This is a genomic window from Modestobacter marinus, assembly GCF_011758655.1.
GTDB lineage: Bacteria > Actinomycetota > Actinomycetes > Mycobacteriales > Geodermatophilaceae > Modestobacter > Modestobacter marinus.
The window spans coordinates 2,860,508-2,884,015 of sequence record NZ_JAAMPA010000001.1; the positions used below are offsets into that span (position 1 = coordinate 2,860,508).

The 23,508-nt window shown below is 71.7% G+C and carries 18 protein-coding genes; 11 read left to right on the forward strand and 7 right to left on the reverse strand.

The window, feature by feature from the left end:
• Positions 1–571 precede the first annotated feature (571 nt).
• The 3 genes from FB380_RS13535 to FB380_RS13545 all read left to right on the forward strand — a co-directional run bounded on the left by FB380_RS13535 (position 572) and on the right by FB380_RS13545 (position 3,534).
• On the forward strand, positions 572–1,483 hold the full coding sequence (locus FB380_RS13535; RefSeq protein ID WP_166755480.1) for a hypothetical protein: 912 nt from the start codon (positions 572–574) through the stop codon (positions 1,481–1,483).
• A complete protein-coding gene (locus tag FB380_RS13540; protein WP_166755481.1) occupies positions 1,480–1,926 on the forward strand; it encodes a PIN domain-containing protein in 447 nt (148 codons plus the stop codon). The genes FB380_RS13535 and FB380_RS13540 overlap by 4 nt, the downstream gene beginning before the upstream one ends.
• Positions 1,927–2,043: 117 nt before the next feature.
• Positions 2,044–3,534: a class I SAM-dependent DNA methyltransferase gene (locus tag FB380_RS13545; RefSeq protein WP_166755482.1), complete on the forward strand. Its 1,491-nt coding sequence runs from the start codon at positions 2,044–2,046 to the stop codon at positions 3,532–3,534.
• 55 nt (positions 3,535–3,589) lie between these two features.
• On the opposite strand, the gene FB380_RS13550 is transcribed toward FB380_RS13545, so the two are convergent.
• Complete coding sequence (locus tag FB380_RS13550) at positions 3,590–6,676, reverse strand: DEAD/DEAH box helicase (RefSeq protein ID WP_166755483.1); 3,087 nt, start codon at positions 6,674–6,676, stop codon at positions 3,590–3,592.
• Positions 6,677–6,712: 36 nt separating this feature from the next.
• Positions 6,713–6,922: a hypothetical protein gene (locus FB380_RS13555; RefSeq protein WP_166755484.1), complete on the reverse strand. Its 210-nt coding sequence runs from the start codon at positions 6,920–6,922 to the stop codon at positions 6,713–6,715.
• On the opposite strand from FB380_RS13555, the gene FB380_RS13560 reads away from it, so the two are divergent.
• Together FB380_RS13560 and FB380_RS25495 are read left to right on the forward strand one after the other, a co-directional pair.
• Complete coding sequence (locus FB380_RS13560; RefSeq protein ID WP_166755485.1) at positions 6,909–7,220, forward strand: DUF2510 domain-containing protein; 312 nt, start codon at positions 6,909–6,911, stop codon at positions 7,218–7,220. The genes FB380_RS13555 and FB380_RS13560 overlap by 14 nt on opposite strands.
• Before the next feature lie 349 nt (positions 7,221–7,569).
• On the forward strand, positions 7,570–7,698 hold the full coding sequence (locus FB380_RS25495; protein ID WP_268237770.1) for a hypothetical protein: 129 nt from the start codon (positions 7,570–7,572) through the stop codon (positions 7,696–7,698).
• Between the two features lie 48 nt (positions 7,699–7,746).
• On the opposite strand, the gene FB380_RS13565 is transcribed toward FB380_RS25495, so the two are convergent.
• The 4 genes from FB380_RS13565 to FB380_RS13580 form a co-directional block, all read right to left on the reverse strand.
• Positions 7,747–13,578: a DUF4011 domain-containing protein gene (locus tag FB380_RS13565; protein ID WP_166755486.1), complete on the reverse strand. Its 5,832-nt coding sequence runs from the start codon at positions 13,576–13,578 to the stop codon at positions 7,747–7,749.
• 141 nt (positions 13,579–13,719) lie between these two features.
• A complete protein-coding gene (locus tag FB380_RS13570; RefSeq protein ID WP_166755487.1) occupies positions 13,720–13,884 on the reverse strand; it encodes a hypothetical protein in 165 nt (54 codons plus the stop codon).
• A 28-nt stretch (positions 13,885–13,912) separates the two neighbouring features.
• The gene (locus tag FB380_RS13575) at positions 13,913–14,698 is read right to left on the reverse strand and encodes a hypothetical protein (protein WP_166755488.1); all 786 of its coding nucleotides are present in this window, start codon (positions 14,696–14,698) and stop codon (positions 13,913–13,915) included.
• Positions 14,695–15,165: a hypothetical protein gene (locus tag FB380_RS13580; protein WP_166755489.1), complete on the reverse strand. Its 471-nt coding sequence runs from the start codon at positions 15,163–15,165 to the stop codon at positions 14,695–14,697. The genes FB380_RS13575 and FB380_RS13580 overlap by 4 nt, the downstream gene beginning before the upstream one ends.
• A 228-nt stretch (positions 15,166–15,393) precedes the next feature.
• Here FB380_RS13580 and FB380_RS13585 point away from each other — a divergent pair, with 228 nt between their 5' ends.
• From FB380_RS13585 to FB380_RS13605, 5 genes are all read left to right on the forward strand, one after another.
• On the forward strand, positions 15,394–16,524 hold the full coding sequence (locus FB380_RS13585) for a thermonuclease family protein (RefSeq protein WP_166755490.1): 1,131 nt from the start codon (positions 15,394–15,396) through the stop codon (positions 16,522–16,524).
• Positions 16,525–16,771: 247 nt separating this feature from the next.
• The gene (locus FB380_RS13590; RefSeq protein WP_166755491.1) at positions 16,772–17,311 is read left to right on the forward strand and encodes a hypothetical protein; all 540 of its coding nucleotides are present in this window, start codon (positions 16,772–16,774) and stop codon (positions 17,309–17,311) included.
• Positions 17,308–18,603: an exonuclease domain-containing protein gene (locus FB380_RS13595; protein WP_166755492.1), complete on the forward strand. Its 1,296-nt coding sequence runs from the start codon at positions 17,308–17,310 to the stop codon at positions 18,601–18,603. The genes FB380_RS13590 and FB380_RS13595 overlap by 4 nt, the downstream gene beginning before the upstream one ends.
• Before the next feature lie 13 nt (positions 18,604–18,616).
• A complete protein-coding gene (locus tag FB380_RS26000; protein WP_166755493.1) occupies positions 18,617–20,257 on the forward strand; it encodes an NERD domain-containing protein in 1,641 nt (546 codons plus the stop codon).
• Positions 20,258–20,518: 261 nt separating this feature from the next.
• A complete protein-coding gene (locus tag FB380_RS13605) occupies positions 20,519–20,959 on the forward strand; it encodes a hypothetical protein (RefSeq protein WP_166755494.1) in 441 nt (146 codons plus the stop codon).
• Between the two features lie 87 nt (positions 20,960–21,046).
• On the opposite strand, the gene FB380_RS13610 is transcribed toward FB380_RS13605, so the two are convergent.
• Entirely contained in the window at positions 21,047–22,141 is a 1,095-nt protein-coding gene (locus FB380_RS13610) for a DUF5925 domain-containing protein (protein WP_229682248.1), read from the reverse strand.
• Between the two features lie 305 nt (positions 22,142–22,446).
• Here FB380_RS13610 and FB380_RS13615 point away from each other — a divergent pair, with 305 nt between their 5' ends.
• Entirely contained in the window at positions 22,447–23,472 is a 1,026-nt protein-coding gene (locus tag FB380_RS13615) for an aldo/keto reductase (protein ID WP_166755495.1), read from the forward strand.
• Positions 23,473–23,508 lie beyond the last annotated feature (36 nt).

The following is a 23,508-nucleotide window of genomic DNA, read 5'->3' on the forward strand; positions in this document are numbered from 1 at the left end:
CCTCGCCGCACGACCTCCTCGCCCAAGCCGTGACCGGGAACCGGGCAGTGGTCGAAGGAGACTTTTTGAAGCGAGCGCTTGCGCTGTCGCCGACAGATCGAGCGGCTTGGCGTCCGGCTGCTGGAGCAGATGGGCTACGGCCGGTCCGGCACGGTCGAGCATTCAGGCCTACTGGTGACGCTGGCATCGACGGCATCATCAGCCGAGATCCGCTGGGGCTCGACCGCATCTCCTCAAGGCGAAGCGCTACGCACCTGACCAGTCGGTGCAGCGCCCGGCCATCCAGGGTCTCGTGCGCTGATGGGTGCACAGGGTGACCGCGGCGTCTTCAGCACCACCGGCAGCTTTCGGCCGGCGCCCGCGCCGAGGCGGACCGGGTCAACGCACGGATCGAGTTGATCGACGGCGCGTGGCTAGCTGATGCTCCGGCATGGTGTCGGCGTTCAGGCGGAGACGACGGTGACCCTGCACCGGCTGGACGAGGACTTCTCCGAATCCTTGTGACGAGACGGTGATCAGGGTGTCGCTGCTTCGAGTGCTAATTGTCTCTGGCCTGTGGCAGATTTGCCGCATGGCCGGTGAGGAGATCCGCGTGACGCTGCGCGGAGATGGAGCTGAGCTCGGCTCGATCCGGGCAAGCGACGTCGCCCGCCTGCTTCTCGGGATGGAGTCGGCGGTCGCCGCCGCGTCGTACGCCGCCCTGCGTCAGCCGCGCCGCACCGGCACCGGTCGGCATCGGTCAGCCGTCGAGGCCGCCTCCCGGTTGGTGTTTCAGCAGGTGGAGCCAGGCAGCGTGGTGGCTGTCCTGTCCCTTCCGGTGCTGGCGCCGGATGACAGCGGTGCTCTCGACCTTGAACTGGACGATCTTGCTGGTGCGGCGTTCGACCGTCTCGTGGCATCAGCCGGGCAGTCATCCGAGCAGGTCGATGCTGGGATCGCCCGGGCGCTCGCCGACCTGGGCGACGGCCTGGGCATCGGTGAGAGATTCGACGAGCTGGTCATCTCCAGCCGTCGGAACGATCAGGTGCTCCGGCTCGACTCGGCAGCACGTGGGTACTTCCGTCGCTTGGCCGGTCAACCGACGATCGCACAGCAGTCCGACGTCCTCGTCGGGTCGCTCCGCGAAGCTGACTTCGACCGCCACACCGCGCGGCTGCAGACCTCGGCGAACGAGACGGTGACCGTCACATTCCCCCCAGAGCTCGACGACGACGTGCATGAGGCTCTCCGTGGTCAAGCAGAGTTCGCGGGCGAGGTGACGTACGACCCGGTGACCGAGACAGCCAGGCGCGTTGAGCTGAGGGCCGTCAGCACACCCCTGTCGCTGCCCGTCGATGCTGACGCTTTCTGGGCGCCGCAGTCGATCGATGAGCTGGCGAGCGCGCAGGGCGTCGCGCCGGCCGGGCTCGACAAGTCGCTGTTCGACGCCACGGAGCAGGAGCGCCGCGATATCGCCGAGGCGCTGGCCGAGCTCAACGGATGAAGCTGGGCGACGTTCCTGCCGGACCCGTTCTGGTGGACACTGACGTGGCGAGCTGGTTGCTGACCGACCCGGAGAGAGCCCGACCCTGGAAGGCGCTGCTGCGAGGCCGCCTGCTGGTGCTGTCGTTCGTCAACGTCGGCGAACTCCTGGCCTTCGCGCACGTCAAGCGGTGGGGTGAGCCGCGCCGCGAGCAGTGGGCCACAAGCATCCGGTCGAACTTCGTTGTCTTGCCCTACTCGGGGTCTCTGGCGGAGACGTGGGCGCCGCTGCACGTCAAGTACCGCGGTCACCTGCAGCAGGGTGGCGCCAACGACCTGTGGGTGGCTGCTTCAGCGCTCGCCGTGGATCCAGTCCTTCCTGTGGCTACGGGCAACCTGTCCGACTTCGGCAAGATCGCCGCCGACCATCCGCTGCAACTCGTCCACCCCGATCTCCCAGCGTGACCGCACGGATGTCGTGTCGAGCGAGTCGCTTGAGGAGGGCGACACGCTCGGCCGAGTAAGCCCTGGCTACTGGACGCGACGTAACGTCTTCTGCGTGACGAGCGACGAGGGTGGCCGGTGACCGAAGCACGGCGGTTGGTCGACAAGCTGTGGAGCTACTGCAACGTCCTGCGAGACGACGGTGTCTCGACCATCGAGTACACCGAGCAGCTCACCTACCTGCTCTTCCTCAAAATGGCGCACGAGCGGGAGAACCGACCCCTCAAGCCGGAGAGGATCGTGCCGGCGAACTGCTCCTGGCAGCGGCTGCTGGATGCCGACGGTGACGAGCTCGAAGACGTCTACCGGCGCATACTGCAGGACCTCGCTCGCCAGCCTGGCGTGCTCGGCGTCGTCTTCCGCAAGGCGCAGAACCGGATCCAGGACCCCGCGAAGCTCAAGCGCCTCGTCGTCGACCTGATCGACAAGGAGAACTGGTCGGCGTCGGGCACCGACATCAAGGGCGACGCCTACGAGTCGCTGCTGGCCAGGGGCGCGGAAGACATCAAGTCCGGTGCCGGCCAGTACTTCACCCCGCGACCGCTGATCCAGGCGATGGTCGACTGCCTCCAGCCCACCGCCCGCGACCGGGTCATCGACCCGGCCGCCGGCACCGGGGGCTTCCTCCTCGTGGCTCACGAGCACGCTGCCCAGCACGCCGAAGACTTGACGCCAGAGGAACGGGAACACCTCCGCGACGACTTCGCGCACGGTGTCGAGTTGGTCGACGGCACCGCCCGGCTGGCCGCCATGAACCTGCTGCTGCACGGCATCGGGCGCTCGGTGGGGGAGAGCCTCATCGAGGTCAAAGACGCCCTGCTCGCCGACCCCGGAGCGCGCTACTCCGTCGTCCTGTCCAACCCGCCGTTCGGGCGCAAGTCCTCGCTCACCATGGTCGGCGCGGACGGCCGGGAGGCCCGCGAAGACCGAGAGATCGAGCGGCAGGACTTCGTCGTCACCACATCGAACAAGCAGCTCAACTTCCTGCAGCACATCGCCACCATCATGGCCATGAACGGGCGCGCCGCCGTCGTCCTGCCCGACAACGTGCTCTTCGAGGGCGGCGCCGGCGAGACGATCCGGCGCAAGCTGCTGCGCGACTACGACCTCCACACCCTGCTTCGGCTACCGACCGGCATCTTCTACGCCCAAGGCGTCAAGGCGAACGTGCTGTTCTTCGACAAGCGGCCGGCCGCCGACCACCCCTGGACCGAGCGGCTGTGGGTCTACGACCTGCGAACCAACCAGCACTTCACCCTCAAGCAGAACCCGCTCCGCCGGCAACACCTCGACGACTTCGTCGACAGCTATCGCGCGGGGCACCGAGGCGAGCGGGTGGAGAGCGAGCGGTTCCGGTCGTTCAGCTACGAGGAGCTGGTCGCCCGGGACAAGGCAAACCTGGACATCACCTGGCTCAAGGACGCCTCGCTCGACGACCTGGACAACCTGCCGGCTCCGGAGGTCATCGCCCGGGAGATCGTGGACGACCTCACTGCCGCACTGGCCGAGTTCGAGGCCGTCGCACTCGCCCTGGAGAACGCATCAGAAGCGGTGAACGTCCGGGAGTAGGGGGCGTCAGGAGAGGACTCCCATGCGGACTCCCGTGGGAGCCCCTCCTGATCGGTCACGCCACCTTGGCTGCGTGGAAGACCTCGCCGGGTAGCGCGTGGTCGAGTCGCCAGAGGACGCGCATCGGTCGGTTGCCGGTGTGCGATTGGTAGGTCATCGGTCCGGCGTAGAGGTACGGCGGGACTCCGAGGGAGCCGTCGGCCGTCTTGATCTCTCGCACGAACAAGTGCACCGAGCTGCCGCGCTCACGGTGGTGCACGTACCGCTGCCCAACCGGTGACGCGTCGGTCGTCGTGTTCTGCGACTCCCACTGGAACAGCGTCGGGGTGATGGCCGAATCGGCGTACATCGTGGTGGGGGAGAAGTGCCCCTCGGTCTTGGCCAACGTCACGAAGAACAGGTCAGCCCGCTCGTCCGGCACCCAGCGCACGCCTGACCCGAAGGTGCCGGCCAGATCAATCATCCCGAACGCCGCCAACGCCTCCTCTCGGCTGTACCGCGCGTGCACGTGCAGCGGGAGCGGTCCGGCGTCCAGCGCGGGAGCCACCCGGTGAATCCGCTCCCGCAGCACACCGACCAACTGCGCCAGTTCGTCAGCGCGAGCCCGGTCGGCGAGCAGTCGGGCCAGCGACTCCTCAACCGTCGAGAACGCTGACCGGGATCCCCAGAGCGTGAAGTGCAGCATCGCGGCCAGTCGTTGGTCTCGATCGCCGCTGCCGGTGGTCCCGCGCGTCAACAGCTCGTCCAACCGGTTGAGGCGCTCGATGTCATCCATGTGCAGCATCCGAGCGAACGCCCCGCGTAGCTGGGCGTCGTTCGGCCCGGGTTCGGCAGTGGCCACGCCGGCTGCGCGCTGCAGGTCGAGCCAGCTCCGGTTGCTCCCGCGGTAGAGGTCTTCGACGTCCAGACCAGTCTCGGCCAGGAAGGTGGGCAGGTCGGCGTCCGGAGCGCTGGCCAGCTCACTGGCCAGCTGCGGCCAGGGCAGCCGCAGCGACTGGCGGACGTTGTCCAGCACCACCTGCTGCGCGACCCGGTCCAGCTGGATCGAGCAGCCGGCTGGCAGTGTTGGAAAGCCGAGGTCGATCTCCCGCTCCAGACCACGGCGCGAGGTGCCGGTCAGCGCCCGGAAGCGCAGGTCGAAGCGAAAGCTCCGGTGCTGGCTGCCTATGAAGTCCAGCACCGTGAGACACGGCTTGCCCTCGGCCAGCCGCAGGCCGCGGCCCAGCTGCTGCAGGAACACGGTGGCGCTCTCCGTCGGGCGGAGGAAGAGCACCGTGTCGATCTCCGGCAGGTCGAAGCCCTCGTTGAACAGGTCGACGGTGAAGAGCACGTTCACCTCGCCGTCCCGTAGCGCGGTGAGCGCCGCAGCCCGGGCGTCGGCGCTGTCCCGGGAGGTGACCGCGCGGCTCGGGATTCCAGCGGCGGCGAACCGCGCAGCCATGAAGACGGCGTGGTCGATGCTCACGCAGAACCCCAGCGCCCGCATGCGGGTCGGCTCGGCGATGGTGTCGACCACGGCTTGCAGGATCAGCCGCACCCGCGCATCGCTGCCGGTGTAGAGGTTGGTCAGCTCAGCGGTGTCGTAGCCCGATCCCCGCCGCCACCGCACCGTGTCTAGCGGGACGTCGTCGTGCTTGCCGAAGTACTGGAACGGCGCGAGTAGCCCCTGCTCCAGCGCCTCCCATAGCCGCAGCTCCGCCGCCGCCCGGCCGCCGAAGCGGGCGATCACGTCCCGGCCGTCCGCCCGCTCCGGCGTCGCAGTAAGCCCGACCAGCACCTTCGGTCGCAGGTGGTCCAGCAGCCGGCGGTAGGTCGCTGCCTCGGCGTGGTGGAACTCGTCGACCACGACCAGGTCGAACAGGTCCGGTCGCACCTCGTCGAGGTCCAGCTGGGCCAGCGACTGGACGGAGGCGAAGACGTGCTGCCAGTGCTCGGGCTTGGCACCGTCAACGAGCAGTTCACCGAAGTCGCCGCGGCGTAGCACCTGGCGGAACGTCGACCGGCTCTGGGTCAGAATTTCCTTGCGGTGGGCGACGAAGAGCACCGTCTCGGCGTGCCCCTGAGCGCGCAGTCGCCGGTAGTCCAGCGCGGACACCACCGTCTTGCCGGTGCCGGTCGCCATCACCACCAGGTTCTGCCAGCGGTTGTGCACCAGCCGCTCAGCGTCCAGCTCGTCGAGAATCTCCTGCTGGTAGCCGAACGGTCGGACGTCGAGGGAGGTGATCTCCGTAGGGGAGTCGGTGCGCCCACCCCGCTCGATCGCAATGGCGGTGATGAAGCGCTCGGCGTCGTAGGGCTCAAAAGCCGGGTCGTGCCAGTAGGAGTTGAACGTCTCGGCGAAGGTCTGCAGCAGGTGGGCCTGCTCGACCGACGACAGTCGGACGTTCCACTCCAACCCGTCGACGAGTGCCGCCCGGGACAGGTTGGATGACCCGACGTAGCCGGTGGAGAAGCCGGATTGGCGGTGGAACAGCCAGGCCTTGGCGTGCAGCCGCGTCGTTCGGGTCTCGTACGAGACCCGTACGTCGGCACCGGCGGCGATGAGGCGTTCGACGGCGCGCGGTTCGGTGGCGCCCAGGTAGGTGGTGGTGATGACCCGCAGTCGCACGCCGCGCTCATGAAGGTCCTGCAGAGCCTGCTCCAACACGCGGACGCCGTGCCAGGTGATGAACGCGCAGAGCAGGTCGACGCTGTCCGCCGACGCCAGCTCCCGCTCGACCTCGTAGCCGATGCGTGGCTGGCCGCGGCCGTTGACGAGCAGTGCGCTCGTGGACAAGGGAATCTCGGGGCGCTTCGGGAAGGCTGCCGGCCCCGGCCTCAACGGCTGGGGTGCCACCGCGAGCATCAATCGGCCTGGCTCGGCGGCATGGTCGTCAGTGACTGCGCTGGGGGACAGCGTGGCGATGGCGCCGAGGATGCTGTTGGCCAGTTCAACTTGCCGCGTGACGCCGGGTTGGTCGGCGCCGCCGGCAATTCGCAGTGCACGGCTGACGACGCCGGCGACGTGCCGGGTGAGCGCTCCGTGAGCGTCAGCTGGGTCCAGCGCTGCCAGTTGGACGAGTGATTCATCAACTCCTGAGAGCTGACCGGCCAACTCTTTCGTCACCAACTGCTCATAGATTCCGGCGCGCACGTCCCCCATGAGGTGCACGTAACCACGTCGCACCGAGGGTGCCGGTCAGCCGCGCCTGGTCGCGGCGGTATCGGTGCTCTGACTCAGGCTCTGCACCAGGTGCTCCGGGCGGATCGCCTGCTCTGCTCCGGTCGGATGCGCGCTGCAGCCCGAAGCGAGCTTTAGATCGCGCTTGTCGTTGCCGATACGTAGCGGAGCAACCGAGCCATAGGAGACACCAGTGGGCCTGATCCGGAAGTCCATGTCGCTGACCACCGGCGGCATCGTCAATTACCGCAGCAAGGACGAGAGGGTTGCCAAGTACACAAAGCAGACGCGCAACGCCGCCCGCGCACAGGTGGCCCAGAACGCCATGATGCTCGAGAACCAGCGTAAGCAGATCGACGCTGCTGACCACTCGAACGTCCGTGAGGAGGTCCGCGACATGCGGGCGACCGCGCCAGCGCCCGCTGCCGCACCCCCAGCCGGCTTCTACAACGACCCGAAGGATCCCCTGGTGCTCCGTTGGTTCGATGGCACCCAATGGACGTCGATGACGAAGCCGCTCGACTGAGTGCACCGAGGCGGGGGCGCCAATAGCGGTCATCGCACTTGTCTCCCGCTGCGCGGCCGGGCAACTTCCCGGCCGCGCAGCGACGGTGCGCCCCCCAGAAGCCATCGGTGATGCTGCGACCCACACGGTTCTCTTGACGGAGGCGTCCCGCCCGGACCCCCCATCGCTTACCGAACCCGTGGGCGGGACATTGCGACCTGATAGTCGACCAGTGCACTTAGCTTGCACGCTGATCTCAGCCGGCGGCGGCGTCGTCGTCGAGGGCGGTCGACGAAGAGAGATCGGGACCTTCAGTCGCCGTCGCCAGGCTCTCGACTTGTCTCAGCCGCCGAGAGACGAGGACTTTCCCATGGCCAAGACCGTCACGAAGTCAGCAAGAAGTCCGACATTAGGGCCGACAAGGTCACCGAAGTTCAAGGCCGAGGCCACCAAGGCGAAGGCCAAGGCAACGGCGAAGAAGGCCAAGAAGAAGAAGTAGTGGCGGCGCGGTCCCGCCCTCCTCGGGGTTGGCGGGACCGGCGCGCTTTCAGGCGATGAGCAGGCCGGACGCCGTGGCCGTCAGTCGGCCGGCCGACGTGGCAGCGCCCAAGGCCGACTCCAGGACGGCGACTTGCGCCGCAGTCCGGCGGCGGTAGCCGAAGGTCTCCAGCGTCTGCGCGAACAGCTCCTCCTTGGTCATCCCGGCACTCGCCCGGCACAGCGCGATCATCGCGTTGCCGATTTCCTCCGGCGCCACCTGCTCCATCGGCCGGGTCCCCTCCGGATCCCGGCGGAAGCCGGTCCAGGACGACCGGTCCAGCCCAGCGGGCCACACAAAGGCACCGACCCGAAGCGACGCGGGAACCAGCGCCGCCAGCGCGTCCTTGCGCGCCTGCGCCACCCGGCCTAGCCCGAACGCGCCGGCCGTGAGCCGGGCCAGCCGATCGAGGTGGATCGGCCCCTCAGCCTCGGCGCCGCCCTGCAGCACCCGCCCCACCCGCTCGGCTACCCGCCGGTTCCCCAGCTGGTCCAGCAGGCTGCGCTCACCCGCCGGCTCCGGCGTCCACGGCAGGAACGGCCACTCGCCGTCCAGCATCGTCACCGGTGACTCGACCGCCACCGGCGGAGCCGCCGGCTCCGGCTGCGCCGGCCCCGGCTCCCGCTCCGGCTCCGGCTCTACCGTCTGGACAGGGAGATGCTCGGGCGGGGGAGCGACCGGGGTCTGGGCGGCGGTGACCAGCCGCTCCACCACCGTCTCCCGGTCGGCCAGCCAGGCCGGGAGCCACACCCGCTCCACCGCCGGCCAGCGCAGCATGCCGCCGAGCACCTCCACCGGCAGCCCGTCCCGGTCGCCGACCGTCCGCCGCCGCGCCCATGCCGGGCCGTCGAGCAGCACCGCCAGCACCGGCACGTCGGGCGCGGCGGCCAGCGACACGGCCAGGTCCACCTTGAACTCCGACAACCCGACGTCGGTGCGCACGATCAGTCCCCGCCCACGCAGCGCGGCGGCGACGTCGTCCCGGTGCCGGTCGGGCAGCCAGGCGAACCGCGCGTCCCGCGGCAGCGCATCCGTGCCGTGGGCCGCCAGGTCCAGGTACGCGCGCAGGTGCTTGATCCCCACCGACGAGGTCTGCTCTGCCCGCAGGTCGGCCGGGTCGAAGGAGGAGAACACCACCACCTGTCGCCGGGCGCGGGTGATCGCCACGTTCAGCCGCCGCTCACCGCCCACCTTGTTCAGCGGCCCGAAGTTCAGCGGCAGCTGACCCCGGTCATTGGCGCTGAACGCGGTGGAGAACAACACGACATCCCGCTCGTCGCCTTGCACGTTCTCCAGGTTCTTGACGAACAGGCCCTCGCCGTCGGTGCGGTCCAGCGCCTCGACCAGCCGCTCGTCACCGGCGTCCCTCAGCAGTGCGTCGATCAGCGCCCGCTGCTGGGCGTTGAACGTCACCGCGCCGATCGAGGGCGGCTCGTCGGGGGAGAGCGCGAAGCGGCGGCGGATCTCCGCCACGATCGCCTCCGCCTCGACCGGGTTGGTGCGCAGCAGCTTGCCCGCCCCGGAGCGGTGGAACGTGCCGGCCACCCGCACCAGCGAGACGCCGCGGCCGTCCGGGGCCGAGGAGGCCGGCCCGTGCACCGGTGCCGGGAACGAGGACAGCCGGTTCTCGTAGTACTGGCCGTTGCTGAAGGCGATCAGCGACTCGTCCTGGCTGCGGTAGTGCCAGGACAGCCACTGCCGCGGCACCCGCGCCTGCACGCATTCGGAGAGGATCGACTCCTCGTCCTCCACCGCGGTGGCCAGGTCCTCGGGCAGCGCGTCGTCGTCGGTCGTCGGCTCGGCGAAGGACGTCGGCGGCATCTGCTTGCTGTCCCCGACGACGACCGCGGCGTTCGCCCGGCCCAGCGCACCGACCGCGTCGGCGACCCGGATCTGCGAGGCCTCGTCAAACACCACCAGGTCGAACAGGCCGGCCCGGGCCGGGAAGAAGCGGGCCACCGAGTCGGGGCTGACCAGCACGCACGGCATGACGGCGGTGACCAACTCGCCGTACTCGGCGATCAGCCCGCGCACGCCGAGCCCGCCACGCTGCCGGTTCAGCTCCCGCTGCAGCGCCCCGACCCGACCACCGCGGGCGGTGACGTCGAAGGACCGCGCCGAGACGACCGACGCGGGCAGGGCCGCGGTCAGGTGCCGGCGCACCGCCCGGGACGCCGCCGAGAACCGGGAGATCGCCCGCTCGTGCACCGGCGCGTCGAAGACGGCCAGCCCGGTGGCCTCCTCCCGCTCGGTCATCGCGGCGCCGGCCAGCCCGAGCTCGAAGGAGCGGACGGCGTCGTCGGCCGGCACCGCGCCGATCAGCAGCGCCGACCGGGCCTCACCCAATCCGGCCGAGCGCAGCGGCTCGACGGCGGCGACCAGGTCCAGCCACCGGCGCAGCGACGGCACCCCGGGAGCCGTGACCGCCCGCTCGGCGCGGGTCGCCTGCCACTGGGCGAACAACCCGTCGGCGCCCGCCCACCCCGCGAGCTGCTCGGGTGTCGACCGGCAGACGGTCAGCAGCTGCTGCACCGCCTCCTGCGCGCGGCCGACCGCCGCTGCAGCGGACGGGTTGGTTGCCGGTCCTTGGGCCAGCAGTGCGCGCAGCGCTCCGGGGAAGCCGTCGTGTCCCTCGACCACCGCGCCGGCCAGCCGGAGCCAGTCGACCTCCCGGTCGACCAGGCCGGGATCGGTCAGCGGGTTCCAGTCGCTGGGCACCTGCAGCCCGGGGATCGCCGCGGCGCGGGCGGCCAGTGTCCGCGCCGCCGTCTGCGCGGTGAGCAGGGCCGACGCCAGCGCCGGTACTGCCTTCGGTGCCACCTCACCGGTCAGCACCGGAGCCAGGGAGTCACGGACGGCAATCAGCCGCTTCTTGCGACCGAAGAAGCCCGACTGCGCGGCGGTCTCCCCGGCGGCGGCGATCTCCGCCAGCGGCAGGTCCAGCGCGGCCGCCGTCGCTCCGTCCAAGCCCGGTGCCGCGCAGAAGGCGGCGACGTCGGCGGACAGTGCGGCCGTGTCGGTGCGCCAGCGTGCCGACCGGGTCTCGTCCAGCACCGCCAGGTCCACCGGCGGGCCGTCCAGCACCCGGGCCAGCCCGGCCAGGTCGCCTGGCGTGCGCACCGCGGCCAGCACCGGCGCCAGCCGCGCCGACCCCAGCAACTCGGCGACGGCGGCATCGACGGCAGCAGCGGCGGTCGCGGCGGCCGGCACGTCCACGTCGGCGACGTCCACGAAGCCCCACGGGTGCCCAGGCCGCGGCCGGGCCAGGTCGGCGACGTCCGGGAGCCCGGCCAGCGCGCGCCGCACCGCAGCGACGTCGTCGGCCGTCAGCCCACCGACCGCGGCCGGCGAGACCGGCAGCGGCGGCACGGAGTCGCCGACGCTCAGCGCACCGGTGTGCGCGCTGTACAGCGACAGGCCGGCGGCGTTCGGCTCGTGCAGCCGGGTGGCGTACCGGGCCAGCGCACGCCGGGCCGAGCGGAGGTCCTCGCCGTCGGCGGCCAGCCCCTGCTCGTCGACCTGCACCGCGTGCTCCAGTGCCGTGCGGATCTGGGCCCGCACCACGGCCGGTCGGCTGCCCTTGTCGTGCAGGTCGAGGGCGAACGGGCCCATCCCGACGGCGTCCAGCCGCCGGGCGACGACGTCCAGCGCGGCGCGCTTCTCGGCGACGAACAGCACCCGCTTGCCGTCGGCGACCGCTCGGGCCAGCAGGTTGGTGATGGTCTGCGACTTGCCCGTCCCGGGCGGGCCCTCCAACACGAACGTCCGGCCGGCAGCGGCCTCGGCGACCGCGGTCAGCTGCGAGGCGTCCGCCGGCACCGGCACGCCGGCCGCGAGCTCGTCGAGGTCGACCGAGCCGTCCTCGGCGACCGGATCCTCGAACGGGTCGGTGGGGGAGTGCACCAGGTGCGCGACCAGCGGGTTCTCGCTCAGCGTCGCCCAGTGCTCGTCCAGGTCCTTCCACAGCCGGAACTTCGCGAACGCCAGGATCGCCAGGTCGGCGGTCGGCTCCACCCGGTACGGCAGCCCCTGCTCCACCAGCGCGAGGCGCATCGCCTGGAGCGCGGCGTCCAGGTCGATCCCGGCGCCGTCCTCGGTCGGCTCCTGCAGGCCGGGCACGCTCAACCCGTGCAGCTGGCGCAGCTTCTCCAGCAGGCAGTAGTTCGGGGTGCTGGTGCCGGACTCGTCCACGGTCAGCCGGTAGGCCCCCGACCGGGAGTGGGCCTTCAGCACGACGGGCACCAGGATCAGCGGTGAGCGCAGCGGGCGACCATCGAGCTCCCAGGCGAGGCTGCCCAGCGCCAGGTACAGGTTGTTGGCGCCGGTCTCCTCCAGCACCGTCTTCGCCTTGTAGGCCAGCGCCCGCATCCGGGTCAGGTACGAGCTCTCCGGGACGTCGACGTACAGGCCCCGGCGGTCCAGCAGCAGCTCGGCCAGCTGTTCCTGCGGCAGCTCCCGGGCCGACCGCAGTCCGCGCTCGCGCTGGACGGCGGCCAGCTGGTCGCTGGGCAACAGGGTCAGCGCCGTCCCGCCGTTGACCAGGTCCTCCAGCGCGCCGAGCTGCGCATCGGGCACGGTCAGCGCGATCCCGGCGCGCGGCGTGTAGTTGATCAGCCGGTTGCGCAGGCTGAGGTCCAGCAGCGCGTTCTTCCACTGGGCGATCCGCGGCGGGGCTGCCTCACGAGCATCGGTCGGAGCCGCCGTCCCGGTGTCGGCCGGGCGGGCGGGGGTGCTGTGCACCGCCGGCCGGTACTCGACCACCTGCACGGTGCCGTCGGCGTCCCGGGTGCGGGCCGGCAGCGGGAGGACGCCGTCGCGCCGGGCGCGGTAGACGTCGACGACCCCGATGACCCGGTCCAGCTCGCCGGTGAGCCAGGCGGCGTAGGGCGGGCGGTGCAGCTCGTCGAAGCCGGCCGGCTCGGTCCGGGTGGTGAGCATCGTGGTCTCCACCAGCCGGATCAGCCCCAGGTCGACCAGGTTCACCAGGCTGGCGACGTCGGTGGTCGCCGAGCTCTGCGCCGACAGCTCCTCGCGCCAGTAGCCGAGGAAGGCGTGCCCCTCGACCAGCCACAGCAGCGGCCGGATGCCGGCCTGCTCCAGCGCGGCAGCCAGGACGACGACCAGGTCCAGGCAGGTGCCGACCCGCTCGTCGAGCACCTCACCGGGCGTGCGCACCTTCTGCCCGACGTCCGCCCAGCTGGCCGGGGGCTCGCTGTAGCGGACGTCGCGGGCCTGGACGGCGGCGCAGATCGCGGCGGCGACGGCGTCCACCCGCTCGGCGCCGGACTGGTAGCCCTGGATCGACGGGCTGCCGGTCTGGGTGCGCAGTACCTCGGCGGCCTCGGCGACCAGTGTGGTGATCGACGGGTGGTTGGGGAGAACGTGGGCGGCGAGCATCTCCATCGCCAGCTCCAGGGGCGTGGCCAGCCACTGCGCCGCGGCCAGGACCTGCACCGGCACGCGCGCCGAGCCGAGTACCTCGCCGTCCTTCTCGACCGAGACCGACAGCCAGCCGGGACGGCGCTCCTCGACCTGCAGCATCGCCGCCGGGTCCAGCCGCAGCCCCACGTCGGTGAGCACCGTGGTGTGCCCCGGGTCGACGTCGGCGAACAGCTCGACGGCCTCGCCGATCGGGCCCGCGGCGTCCCGGATGCCCACGTGAACGCTCGCGTGCCGCACCGGCTCGTCGTGCCCGGTGAGCACCATCTGGGAGACGACGGCGATGCCGTTGTGCGCCAGTGCGTAGCTGAGCACGGGTACGGCGGTGACCTCGACGGTGACCCGAGCGCCCTGCGCCGCCGCGTCGGTCGTCGCCGGCTGGAGGTCCGCGGGGTCGGTCATGCGCCCTGTCTACCGGCCGGCACGGACGACTCCCGGCCAAGTCGTGACGGTTGTGGCAGCTGGGGCGGCAGCGGATGAAATCGCTACGCCTCACTGCGGCGGTGACGGCCACGGCGTGGTCACGCCACGGCCGGCGCCGCGCTACTGCAGGACGGTCAGCACGAACAGGATGAACAGCGCTGTCACGGCCAGCATGAGCAGGCTCCCGCCGACCGCCAGGGCGATGTAGCTCTCGCGGGCACGCCAGGCGACCAGTCCGCCCGCGATGGCGGAGACGAGCAGTACTCCGAGCAGGAACCAGATCATCGGTACGTCTCTACTCCAGGGTCTGCGGTCACGGGGTGTCGACGGGCGTGGCCAGCGGCGCCCGAGTGTGGGTCATCATCTCGATGAGCTCCCGCACCGCTGCCCGCGTGCTGGCGATGTCGTCGGCGACCGGGCTGAGCCCGGCACGCTCGGACCCCACCGACGTGGCGATGGTCAGGTCGTCGACGACCAGCGCCGACCGCTCGAGCTCGGCCAGCTCTCGGGACAGCTGCGCGGCCTGCTCGCGGTGCCGAATCAGCGCGTCGGCGCGCTCGCCCAGCCGCTCGGCCGCTGCGTCCAGCGCCGTCCACTGCTGCTGCCAGATCACTCGGGCCGGCCCGGTCGGCATCGCCCCGAGTTGGCTGCGGGCATCGTGGATGCGGAGCGCCAGGTCGATGACGGCGTCGACCTCACGGTCGCCGTCGAACGCTGCGCGCGTGGCGTCCAACGCCGAGGAGGACCAGGACGGTTCCCGCAGCGTCTCCTCCCACGCGCGGCAGGCTGCACCGGCCACCCGCGCCTCGATCCAATCGGCCTCGGCCAGCTCGGTCTCCGGCCCGGTGAGAGAGAGCCGGCGGCGCTCGATGGCCGCTTCGCCCGTGAGCCCCAACAGGGTCAGCAGCAGGACGGCGAACAGCACCCCAGTGGGTGCAGCGAGCGCCTGCAGTCCCACGAAGACACCCACCGCCAGCAGCCACCGGCTCCACGGCGGGAGGCGCCGCCACGCGTCACCTGCGTTCTGCAGCGCCCCGGCCGGTACCGACCAGTTCCGGCGTTCGATCCGGTTCCGTCCGTGCGGGTGCCGGGTGTTCACAGCGCCTCGTGCGGCAGCAGCCGGGTCCGGTTCCGCGGGCTGTCGTTGTCAGCAGATCGAGGGGACAGCCGGAAGAGCGCTGTGCGCAGCTTCGGGTCGCCCGCCACCAGCAGGTCGATGACCTGGGCATCGGTGTGCACGGCGATGCCTCCCGAGATCGGCTCGACTCTGCGTATGTCGCTGCGGGGAATGGCCAGGGCGTGCGGGCCGTGGCGGTGTCCTGGTCTGGCTTGGCGCAGCAGGTCGGTGAAGGGCTGGCCAGGGTGCGCCGCTCCGATGAGCAGGGCACCGGACGTGATCGCCAGTGCGCCGGCGGACGTCTCCGTCCACTTGGCCCGGAACACCCCGTCGACGGCGTCACCCGGGGCGAGCGCTGCGGCCATCGCCCTGACGTCGGTCTTGAACGGTCGCTTGGTCCACGGACGCCGCAGCGCAACCCGCCACAACAGCTCCGTCGCCTGGTCCACGGGTCTTCTCCTGACCGGATGCGGGTGAGTCCCGCTCCTGTGACTGAGACGACCACGGGTCACCGACGGCAATTGGGCCTGCGGCACCGCCTCTCACCGGATCGAGGGACACCGCGCGCGGCCGGTACCTCGTCCGAGGGTGGCCTCGTCGTGGCCAGCCTCCGGTCAAGGCCTGACTCCCTAGCGTGACCGCCGGATAGCACCTGTTGGCCGGTCGTCGGAGGAAGCATGCAGAGCCTGTTCGCTGTCGTAGGTGCCCACAAGATCGCTGCGACGGTGGCCGCCGCAGCACTGGTGGTCGGGGCGGGAGTCGTCCACGAGGCAGTGAGCGGACCCGTCACCGCGACGGTGACCAAAGTGGTGGACGGCGACACCATCGATGTGCGGTACGACGGCGAGACCCGTCGGGTGCGACTGCTCAACGTGGACACCCCGGAGTCGGTCGACCCCGCCAAGCCGGTCGAGTGCCTCGCCCCGGAGGCGACCCAGTACCTCAAGAGCCGCCTCCCCATCGGGATCGAGGTGCGGCTCGAGCACGACGAGGAGAAGTACGACCGGTACGACCGTGAACTCGCCGCGGTCTTCCTCGGCGATGATCTGGTGAACGCCGACATCGCCCGAGAGGGCTTCGGCGTGGCGCTGGTGGTCGAGCCGAACAAGCGGTTCTATCCGCCCGTGCGGCAGGCTCAGGACGCCGCGCGTGGGGCCGGCCGCGGCCTCCACGCCTCCGACGTGGCGTGTACCGTGCCGGCGCAGGTGGCCGCCCTCGAGCAGACGGCGGCCGACACGGTCGCCGAGCAGCCCGTCGCCCCGGCCGAGTTGACCGCTTTCGATTCCCACTCCGGTGAGCTGGTCGCTGCGCTGACCGCGGCGCGGGCGCTCGGTGTACTGCTGGATGGGGACTCGCGAATCTTCCCGCTGCTGCCGCTGACCGGCAGCGAGCTGACCGTGCTGCAGCGCCGGGTGCAGGACGTCCGCCTTGACCTGAACGCCGCCGTCACTGCCAACGACTCGGCCCGGACGGCCGAGCAGCAGCGGCAGGAGGAGGAGGCCCGGCGAGCCGCGGAGGAGGCGGCGCGCCAGGCCGCGGAGGAAGCGGCGCGCCAGGCCGCCGAGGAGGCTGCGCGGCAGGCCGCTGAGCAGGAGGCCGCGCGGAAGTCGGCCGAGGACGCTGCTGCGGCGGCGGCCCGAGCCCGTTCGCAGTCGTCCGGCTCGTCGTCCCGGACCTCGTCGAGTGCCCCGAGGACGGCAGCTCCATCGCAGACGTCCGGTAGCTCCGGCCCCAGTGGCTACACCGGCTGCCGGAGCTACGCGCCCGGCGGCAAGAGCTGGACGCCGATGCCGTGCCCAGGCTCCTGACGCCTGCCCGACATCGTGGTGCGCAGGTCGCAGCGACCGAGGTGGGTCACCGGCTGAGGCGCTCGGCGGCCTCTGCGTAGCGGGCAGCCGGTGTCGAGCACCCGGTCGAGCAGTTCCCGCTGCCGGGCGCACCGAGAGCGGCGCCTGGGGCGAGTGGGCCGCATGGGACGAAATCGTTCCGCTGACGCCGGCTCTCGTCGGTCCGCCGTGCCATGGTCCGCCTCGTTGCACCGAGAGCGGGGGACGCATGAGCGGGATCATCGTGGTCGATCAGCCGACCGACGAGCGGGTGGCCATCTGGCAGGTGAGCGTCGGTGACGGCCTCGAGTCGACGATGGCGGGCGCCTGGGTCCTCCCGGCGGACGACGAGCGGATCGACGGGCTGGTGCGCGGACGCCTCCTGGTGACCACCGAGTCAGCTTCTGCGCGGTTCGGCGCCGGAGCCGATCCTGCGGCGCTGGCGTCGGCGATCCGCCAGGAGATCGCCGACCTGGACTGGGTCTTCGCCGGGCACCTGGCGTCCCTTCCGTCGGGCCGCCGTGGCCTCGTCCGTCCGCGGTGGCCTGCCGTCCCTGACGCGGCGACTCCCGAGACCGCCGGCGACCCGCTGGCCTCGCGGGCGCTCACCCTGGCTCGCTGGGTCTCCGACCTGCTGACCGCGTGGGACGAGGTGGAGAGCCAGCGGCTCACCCGGCCGTTCCTGCTGTCCTCCGGCGGGGAGGCCGCCCGCGAGCACCCACCCGGTTGGCCGGCCGCGCCGGGGACGACGCAGGAGGAGGCAGCGTGAGCGTCGCCGTCCTGGACCTCGAGACCACCGGCCTGCGCCCCGGCGTCGACCGGGTGGTCGAGGTCGGCGTCGTCCTGCTCGACGACCGCGGTGAGGTGGAGGGCGAGTTCTGCACCCTGGTCAACCCCGGCCGCGACGTCGGACCCACCTCGGTGCACGGCATCTCCGCCCGCGACGTCGCCGACGCCCCGGCCTTCGCCGACATCGCCGGCTACCTCAGCCACCTGTTGGCCGGCCGGCTCGTCGTGGCGCACAACGCCCTGTTCGACCTGCGGTTCCTGGGCCGTGAGTTCGGTCGCGCCGGCCTGCCGATCGGGCTGTCGCCGTCGCTGTGCACCATGCGCCTGGCGCCGCTGTTCTTCGGCGCGGGCACCCGCTCCCTGCAGGCGCTGTGCGACTACATGTCCATACCGCTGGAGGCACACGCTGCGCTGAATGACGCCCGCGCGACCGCCGAGCTGCTGGTCCGGATGCTCGCCTCCGACCTCGGCGCCGAACCGCTGGTCGGCGCCGGCCTGACCGTCCGCTTCGCCGCCGACGGCGGCTACGAGGGATTCGAACCGCTCGACGCCGTCTGGGCCGACCTCGTCGCCCGGGCCGTCGAGCCTGGGCCCTGCACGCCGTGCGACCCCTGCCCCTCGGTGCCCCGGGACGCGGCCACCGCACTGTCCCGCCGGCGGGACGGCTACCTCGGTGGACTCGTCGCGGCCCTGCCCGCGCTGGACGGTGCACCGCCGAGCATGGCGCCCTACCTGACCGTGCTGGACGAGGCGCTGGAGGACCGGCTGGTGAGCATCACCGAGGCCGACCAGCTGTTCTCCCTCGCCGCCGAACTCGGCTGCGGGCCGGACCACGTACGGGCCGCGCACCGCCTCTACCTGGAGGCGCTGGCCACCACGGCGCTGGCCGACGACGTCGTCACCGACGCCGAGCTGACCGACCTGCGTCGCGTCGCCGAGCTGCTGGGCATGGAGAGCCGGGACGTCGACGTCGCGCTGACCATGGTCCGCTCCGGCGCGAAGGTCTCCCTGCCTCGACGGCCCGGACTGTTCGCCCCGGGTGACAAGATCGTGTTCACCGGCGAGATGTCCCGCAGCCGCGACGACCTCGAGCAGGCCGCCCGGGACGCCGGCCTGCAGCCGATGTCCTCGGTGTCGGGCAAGACCAGCCTGCTGGTGTGCGCCGACCCAGACTCCCAGTCGGGCAAGGCCCGGAAGGCCCGCAGCCTGGGGGTGCGGGTGATCGGGGAGGCGGTCTTCTGGGAGTCGCTGTCCCTGACGGGCACCCGGTGAGCAGGATGCCTGCGTGACCGCGCGCGTGTACCCGGTGGAGCCGGCCTTCGAGTCACCCGCCGAGCAGTCGTTCGTCCAGGCGCTGCGCGACCAGTTGCCCGACGACGCCGTCCTGTTCTGCAACCTGCGCTTCACCGACCGGTCCGGGGACCGGGAGGCCGACGTCGTCGTCGCGTGGCCGGGCGTCGGCGTCGCGGTGATCGAGGTGAAGGGCGGCAGCGTCTCGCTGCGCGAGGGCCAGTGGTGGCAGACCGGCGGGAGGAGCAAGGCGATCCACCCGGTCGAGCAGGCGTTGAAGTGCAAGTACGCGTTGCGCGACTTCCTGTACCGGCACCCGCGGTGGTCCCGGGGCAACCCACGGTCGAACCACTTCGTCGCGCTGCCGACGACCGTGCTGCCCGCCGACTTCGCGGCTCCGGACGCGCCGCGCTGGCTGGTCATCGACAGCACGGAGACCAGTCACGCGGCCGGCCGGATCTCCTCGGCGTTGCGCCGCACCGAGGAGGAGCACGACGCGCCGACGCAGCACGACGTCGAGCTGCTGGTCGACTGCCTGGCCGGGACGGCGATCCCGCAGGCCGACCTGGTCGCCGACCTGGCCGAGCGGGAGGCCGCCTGCGACCTGCTCACCCACGCGCAGGCGAAGGTGCTCGACTACCTCAGCGGCAACCCCAGGGTGGAGATCCGCGGCGGCGCCGGCTCGGGCAAGACCTGGCTGGCGATCGAGAAGGCCCGGCGACTCACCGCGGACGGCCAGCGGGTCGCGTTGATGTGCTACTCCCGCGGCCTCGCCGAGTACCTGCGGCGGCGCGCGCTGACCCTCCCGGCGCGGCAGCGGCCGGTGTACGCGGGCACCTTCCACAATCTCGGGACCAGCTGGGGCGTGGCCCCCGGCTCGGACGACGACAGCTCGTACTGGGAGCAGCAGCTGCCCGAGACGATGGCGTCACTGGCCGAGGGGCTGCCGGCGGGGGAGCGGTTCGACGCCATCGTGATCGACGAGGCGCAGGACTTCGCCGAGTCGTGGTGGCCCGCCGTCCTCGCGGCGCTGCGGCGTCCGGACGACGGCTGCCTGTACGTGTTCTCCGACGAGGGGCAGCGGGTGTTCGCCCGTCAGGGCCGGCCAACGGTGCCACTGGTGCCGATCGAGCTGCCGGAGAACCTGCGCAACACCAAGCAGATCGCCGGCACCTTCAGCAGCCTCGCGCCGGCGCAGATGCGGATCCGCGGCGGCAGCGGCGTCCCGGTGCGGTTCCTCCCGTGCGCGGCGGAGGACGCGGTCGACGTCGCCGACGACGCAGCGGACGCGCTGCTCGAGGAGGGTTGGCCGCCGGAGTCGCTGGCGCTGCTGACCACGTACAGCCGGCACCCGGTCCAGGTCGAGCGGCAAGCCGCCGGGCAGGACGCGTACTGGGCGACCTACTGGGACGACGACGACCTCTTCTACGGGCACGTACTCGGCTTCAAGGGGCTGGAGCGGCCGGCCGTCGTCCTCGCGGTGAACGGCTTCCGGAGCGCGGAGCGGGCGCGGGAGATGCTCTACGTCGGGCTCTCCCGGGCGCGTGACCTGCTCGTCGTCTGTGGCGACCTGGCGGTCATCCGGCGGGTCGGCGGGGAAGCGGTCGCGCGGCGGCTCACCGTGGGTACGTCGTGAGGACCGCGCTCCTGCGACCAGTTCGTCCCAGGTGATCGAGGAACGCACGAACCTGCATTGCCATTGCCATGACGACGGCGAGCACTCTGTCTCGCTGGAGTCGGCCAGCGGTGCCCTGTCCGGAGGGATGAGCGAATGGAAGCTGCGCCACCGTCACTGTTCGACGACGACGTCGAGGCTGACCAGGTCAGGCGGAGGTCCGACACAGAGCGCGCGCCGGTACAGCCGCGGCTCGAGCGGTGGACCAGCTTGTCCGCCTGCGTGCTCGATGCCGTGTGGAGCGTGGGGGCGGACCACGACCGGGTCGTCGTCCCGCTGGTGCACCTCGTGCTCATCCCTGGCGCGACCGGCCCGCTGCTCGCGGACACCCCGACGAGCGCAGACACCCACCCGCTCCCGCGGCTGCTCACCCGCTTCCCGGACGAGCAGGCACTGGAGACCGCCGCGCGGAACCGGCAGCGGACGTCGACGCGCGGCGGCGTGACCAAGGCGGACGCCGCGCTCCGCTACGGGCGGATCCTGGTCGACCACGGTGTCCTGGGCGTCGAGGACCTACCGCGGTTGCTGGCTGACCCGGCGTCGTGGTCACGCCTCGACCGTGCGCTGAGCCGGGTCCCCGGAGAGGGGCAGCAGGGGGCGCGGCGCAGCCACTTCTGGTCGCTCTGCGGCGTCGACGACCGGGGCCGGATCGCCCGACCCTGAGGCGATGGCTCGTCGGGTGCTGCGATCAGCTGCCCACCGGCGGTCGGCCACCACCACGGTTGCGCGGAACCGCCGGCCGGTGCGCGGTCAGAGGTAACCGCCGACCTCGCGCAGCGTGCGGCCGGCGGGCAGGGCCCGCTCCTCCCGGATGGCGAACAGCTCGGCGAGGGTCACCTGTCCGCTCGGCGCGGGGCTGTCCGGGCCGAGCCACGCCTGTGCCTCCGGCGGGCTGAGCGGCGTGAACTCCACCGCGCTCAGGCACCGGCCGGGCCGGGTGATCGCCGGGTGCAGGCCGCCGAGGTCCTCGTTGGTGGTCAGCAGCACCACCACGCGCAGCCCGTGGCCGAGGATGCCGTCGCAGAGGTTGAGCAGCCGGCCCAGGGAGGCACCCGCCCGCTGCGCCGCATCCGTGCGCAGGCACTCGTCGCAGTCCTCGGCCACGATCAGCCGCCACTTCCCGGTGGACTCGTCGTCGTCCTCGTCGCCGCCGGCCACCTCGAGCAGGTACTGCGAGTTGCTGAACAGCTGCTCCGGGTCGGTGACGTAGTGGGTGTCGCACCACGGCGCCCACGCCCGGCTCAGCGCTCGCACCGCCGTCGTCTTGCCCGTGCCCGGCGCGCCGTGCCACAGGACCAGCCGGCCGCTGCGGTCCGCCAGTCCGGTCATCGACGTCAGCGTGGTCACCGCGACGCCGGTGGCGCGGGCGTAGTTCGGCACCACCTCGTCCCAGGACGGCGAGGTGACCGTGCGCGCCGAGCTCTTCGGCTCCTGGAGACCGCTGGACCAGAAGCGCATCCGCACCGTCCCGTCAGGCAGCGCGACCACCGCCCGCGCTGCGGCCGCGAGCTGGTCGACCAGCGCCTCGACCGGCGCCCGCTCCGCACCGACGAGGGAGACGCGGGTGATGCCCCACCGCACCCGCAGGTGCACGATCGCGCCCGCGACGTCGGCCAGGACCGCGCGCCAGTTGTCCGCCCGCTGGTCCAGCCGCACGCAGGCGTCCGGCGGCAGCAGGCCGGCCGGGTCATCCACGGTGCCCGGTACCTCGACCGCACGGTGCACGGGCATGGCGCCGCTCCACTGCGCCTGCAGCAGCACGGCGTCGCTGATGTCCTCGACGTCCTGCAGGGCGACGCCGGGTGTGACGGCGCCCTGCAGCGCGCCGAGAGGGTCGGGCAGCACGTCGTCCTCCAGGGTCGTCGGGTGTCGAGCCCGGCGGACGGTACGGGACGGATCCGACGTTCTCGACCGGTTTCCCGGTGGGCGCCGCCCGAGCTGGCGGGGTGGTCGCCGTGGACATGGAGCTCGAGCTCGTGCCGGTCCCCGTCGCCGACACCCACCGGACCAAGGCCCTCTACGCCGACCGGCTCGGCGTCACCGCCGACGTCGACGTGCAGCCGGCCGACGGGTGCGGGTGGTGTAGCTGCCCCTGCCCGGTCTTCGTCCGTGCCGTTTGCCCTTCCGGTTGAAGAGGGCAACCACCGTCCATGGAGATGCGCACGCTCGGCCGTACCGGCGTCAAGGTCAGCCCACTGTGTCTCGGCGCGATGATGTTCGGCGCCTGGGGCAACACCGACCACGAGGAATCCGTCCGGATCATCCACGCCGCCCTCGACGCGGGGATCAACTTCGTCGACACCGCGGACGTCTACTCCGCGGGGGAGTCCGAGGAGATCGTCGGCAAGGCGCTGGCCGGTGGACGGCGGGACGACGTCGTCCTCGCGACCAAGGCGCACGGCCCCATGGGCGAGGACCCGAACCAACAGGGGAACAGCCGCCGCTGGCTCGTGCAGGAGGTCGAGCACAGCCTGCGCCGGCTGCAGACCGACTGGATCGACCTGTACCAGATCCACCGCCCGTCGCCGGACACCGACGTCGAGGAGACCCTCGACGCCCTCACCGACCTTCAGCGGGCCGGCAAGATCCGCTACTTCGGGTCCTCGACCTTCCCGCCGTCCCAGATCGTCCAGGCCCAATGGGCCGCCGAGAAGCGGCACAGCGGCCGGTTCGTCACCGAGCAGCCGCCCTACTCGATGCTCGTGCGCGGCATCGAGACCGAGGTGCTGCCGGTCTGCCAGCAGTACGGCATGGGCACCCTCGTCTGGAGCCCGCTGGCCGGCGGCTGGCTGTCGGGCAAGTGGCGCAAGGGCCAGGACGCCCCGGAGAGCAGCCGGGCCGGCCGGATGGGCGCCCGCTACGACCTGTCCGACCCGGCCAACCAGCGCAAGCTGGACGCCGCCGACGCGCTGGCCCAGCTCGCCGAGGACAACGGCATGAGCCTGGTCGAGCTGGCGATCGCCTTCACGATCCGCCACCCCGGCGTCACCTCGGCGATCATCGGCCCGCGCACCATGGACCAGCTCACCAGCCAGCTGCCTGCGGCCGACGTCGTCCTCTCCGACGAGGTGCTCGACGCCGTCGACGCGATCGTCCCGCCAGGCACCACGATCAGCGCCGCCGACGCCGGCTACACCCCGCCGTCGATCGCCGACGCCGGGCTGCGCCGCCGCTGAACTGCTCCCGCCGGCCGGTCACGGGTCGGCCGGCGG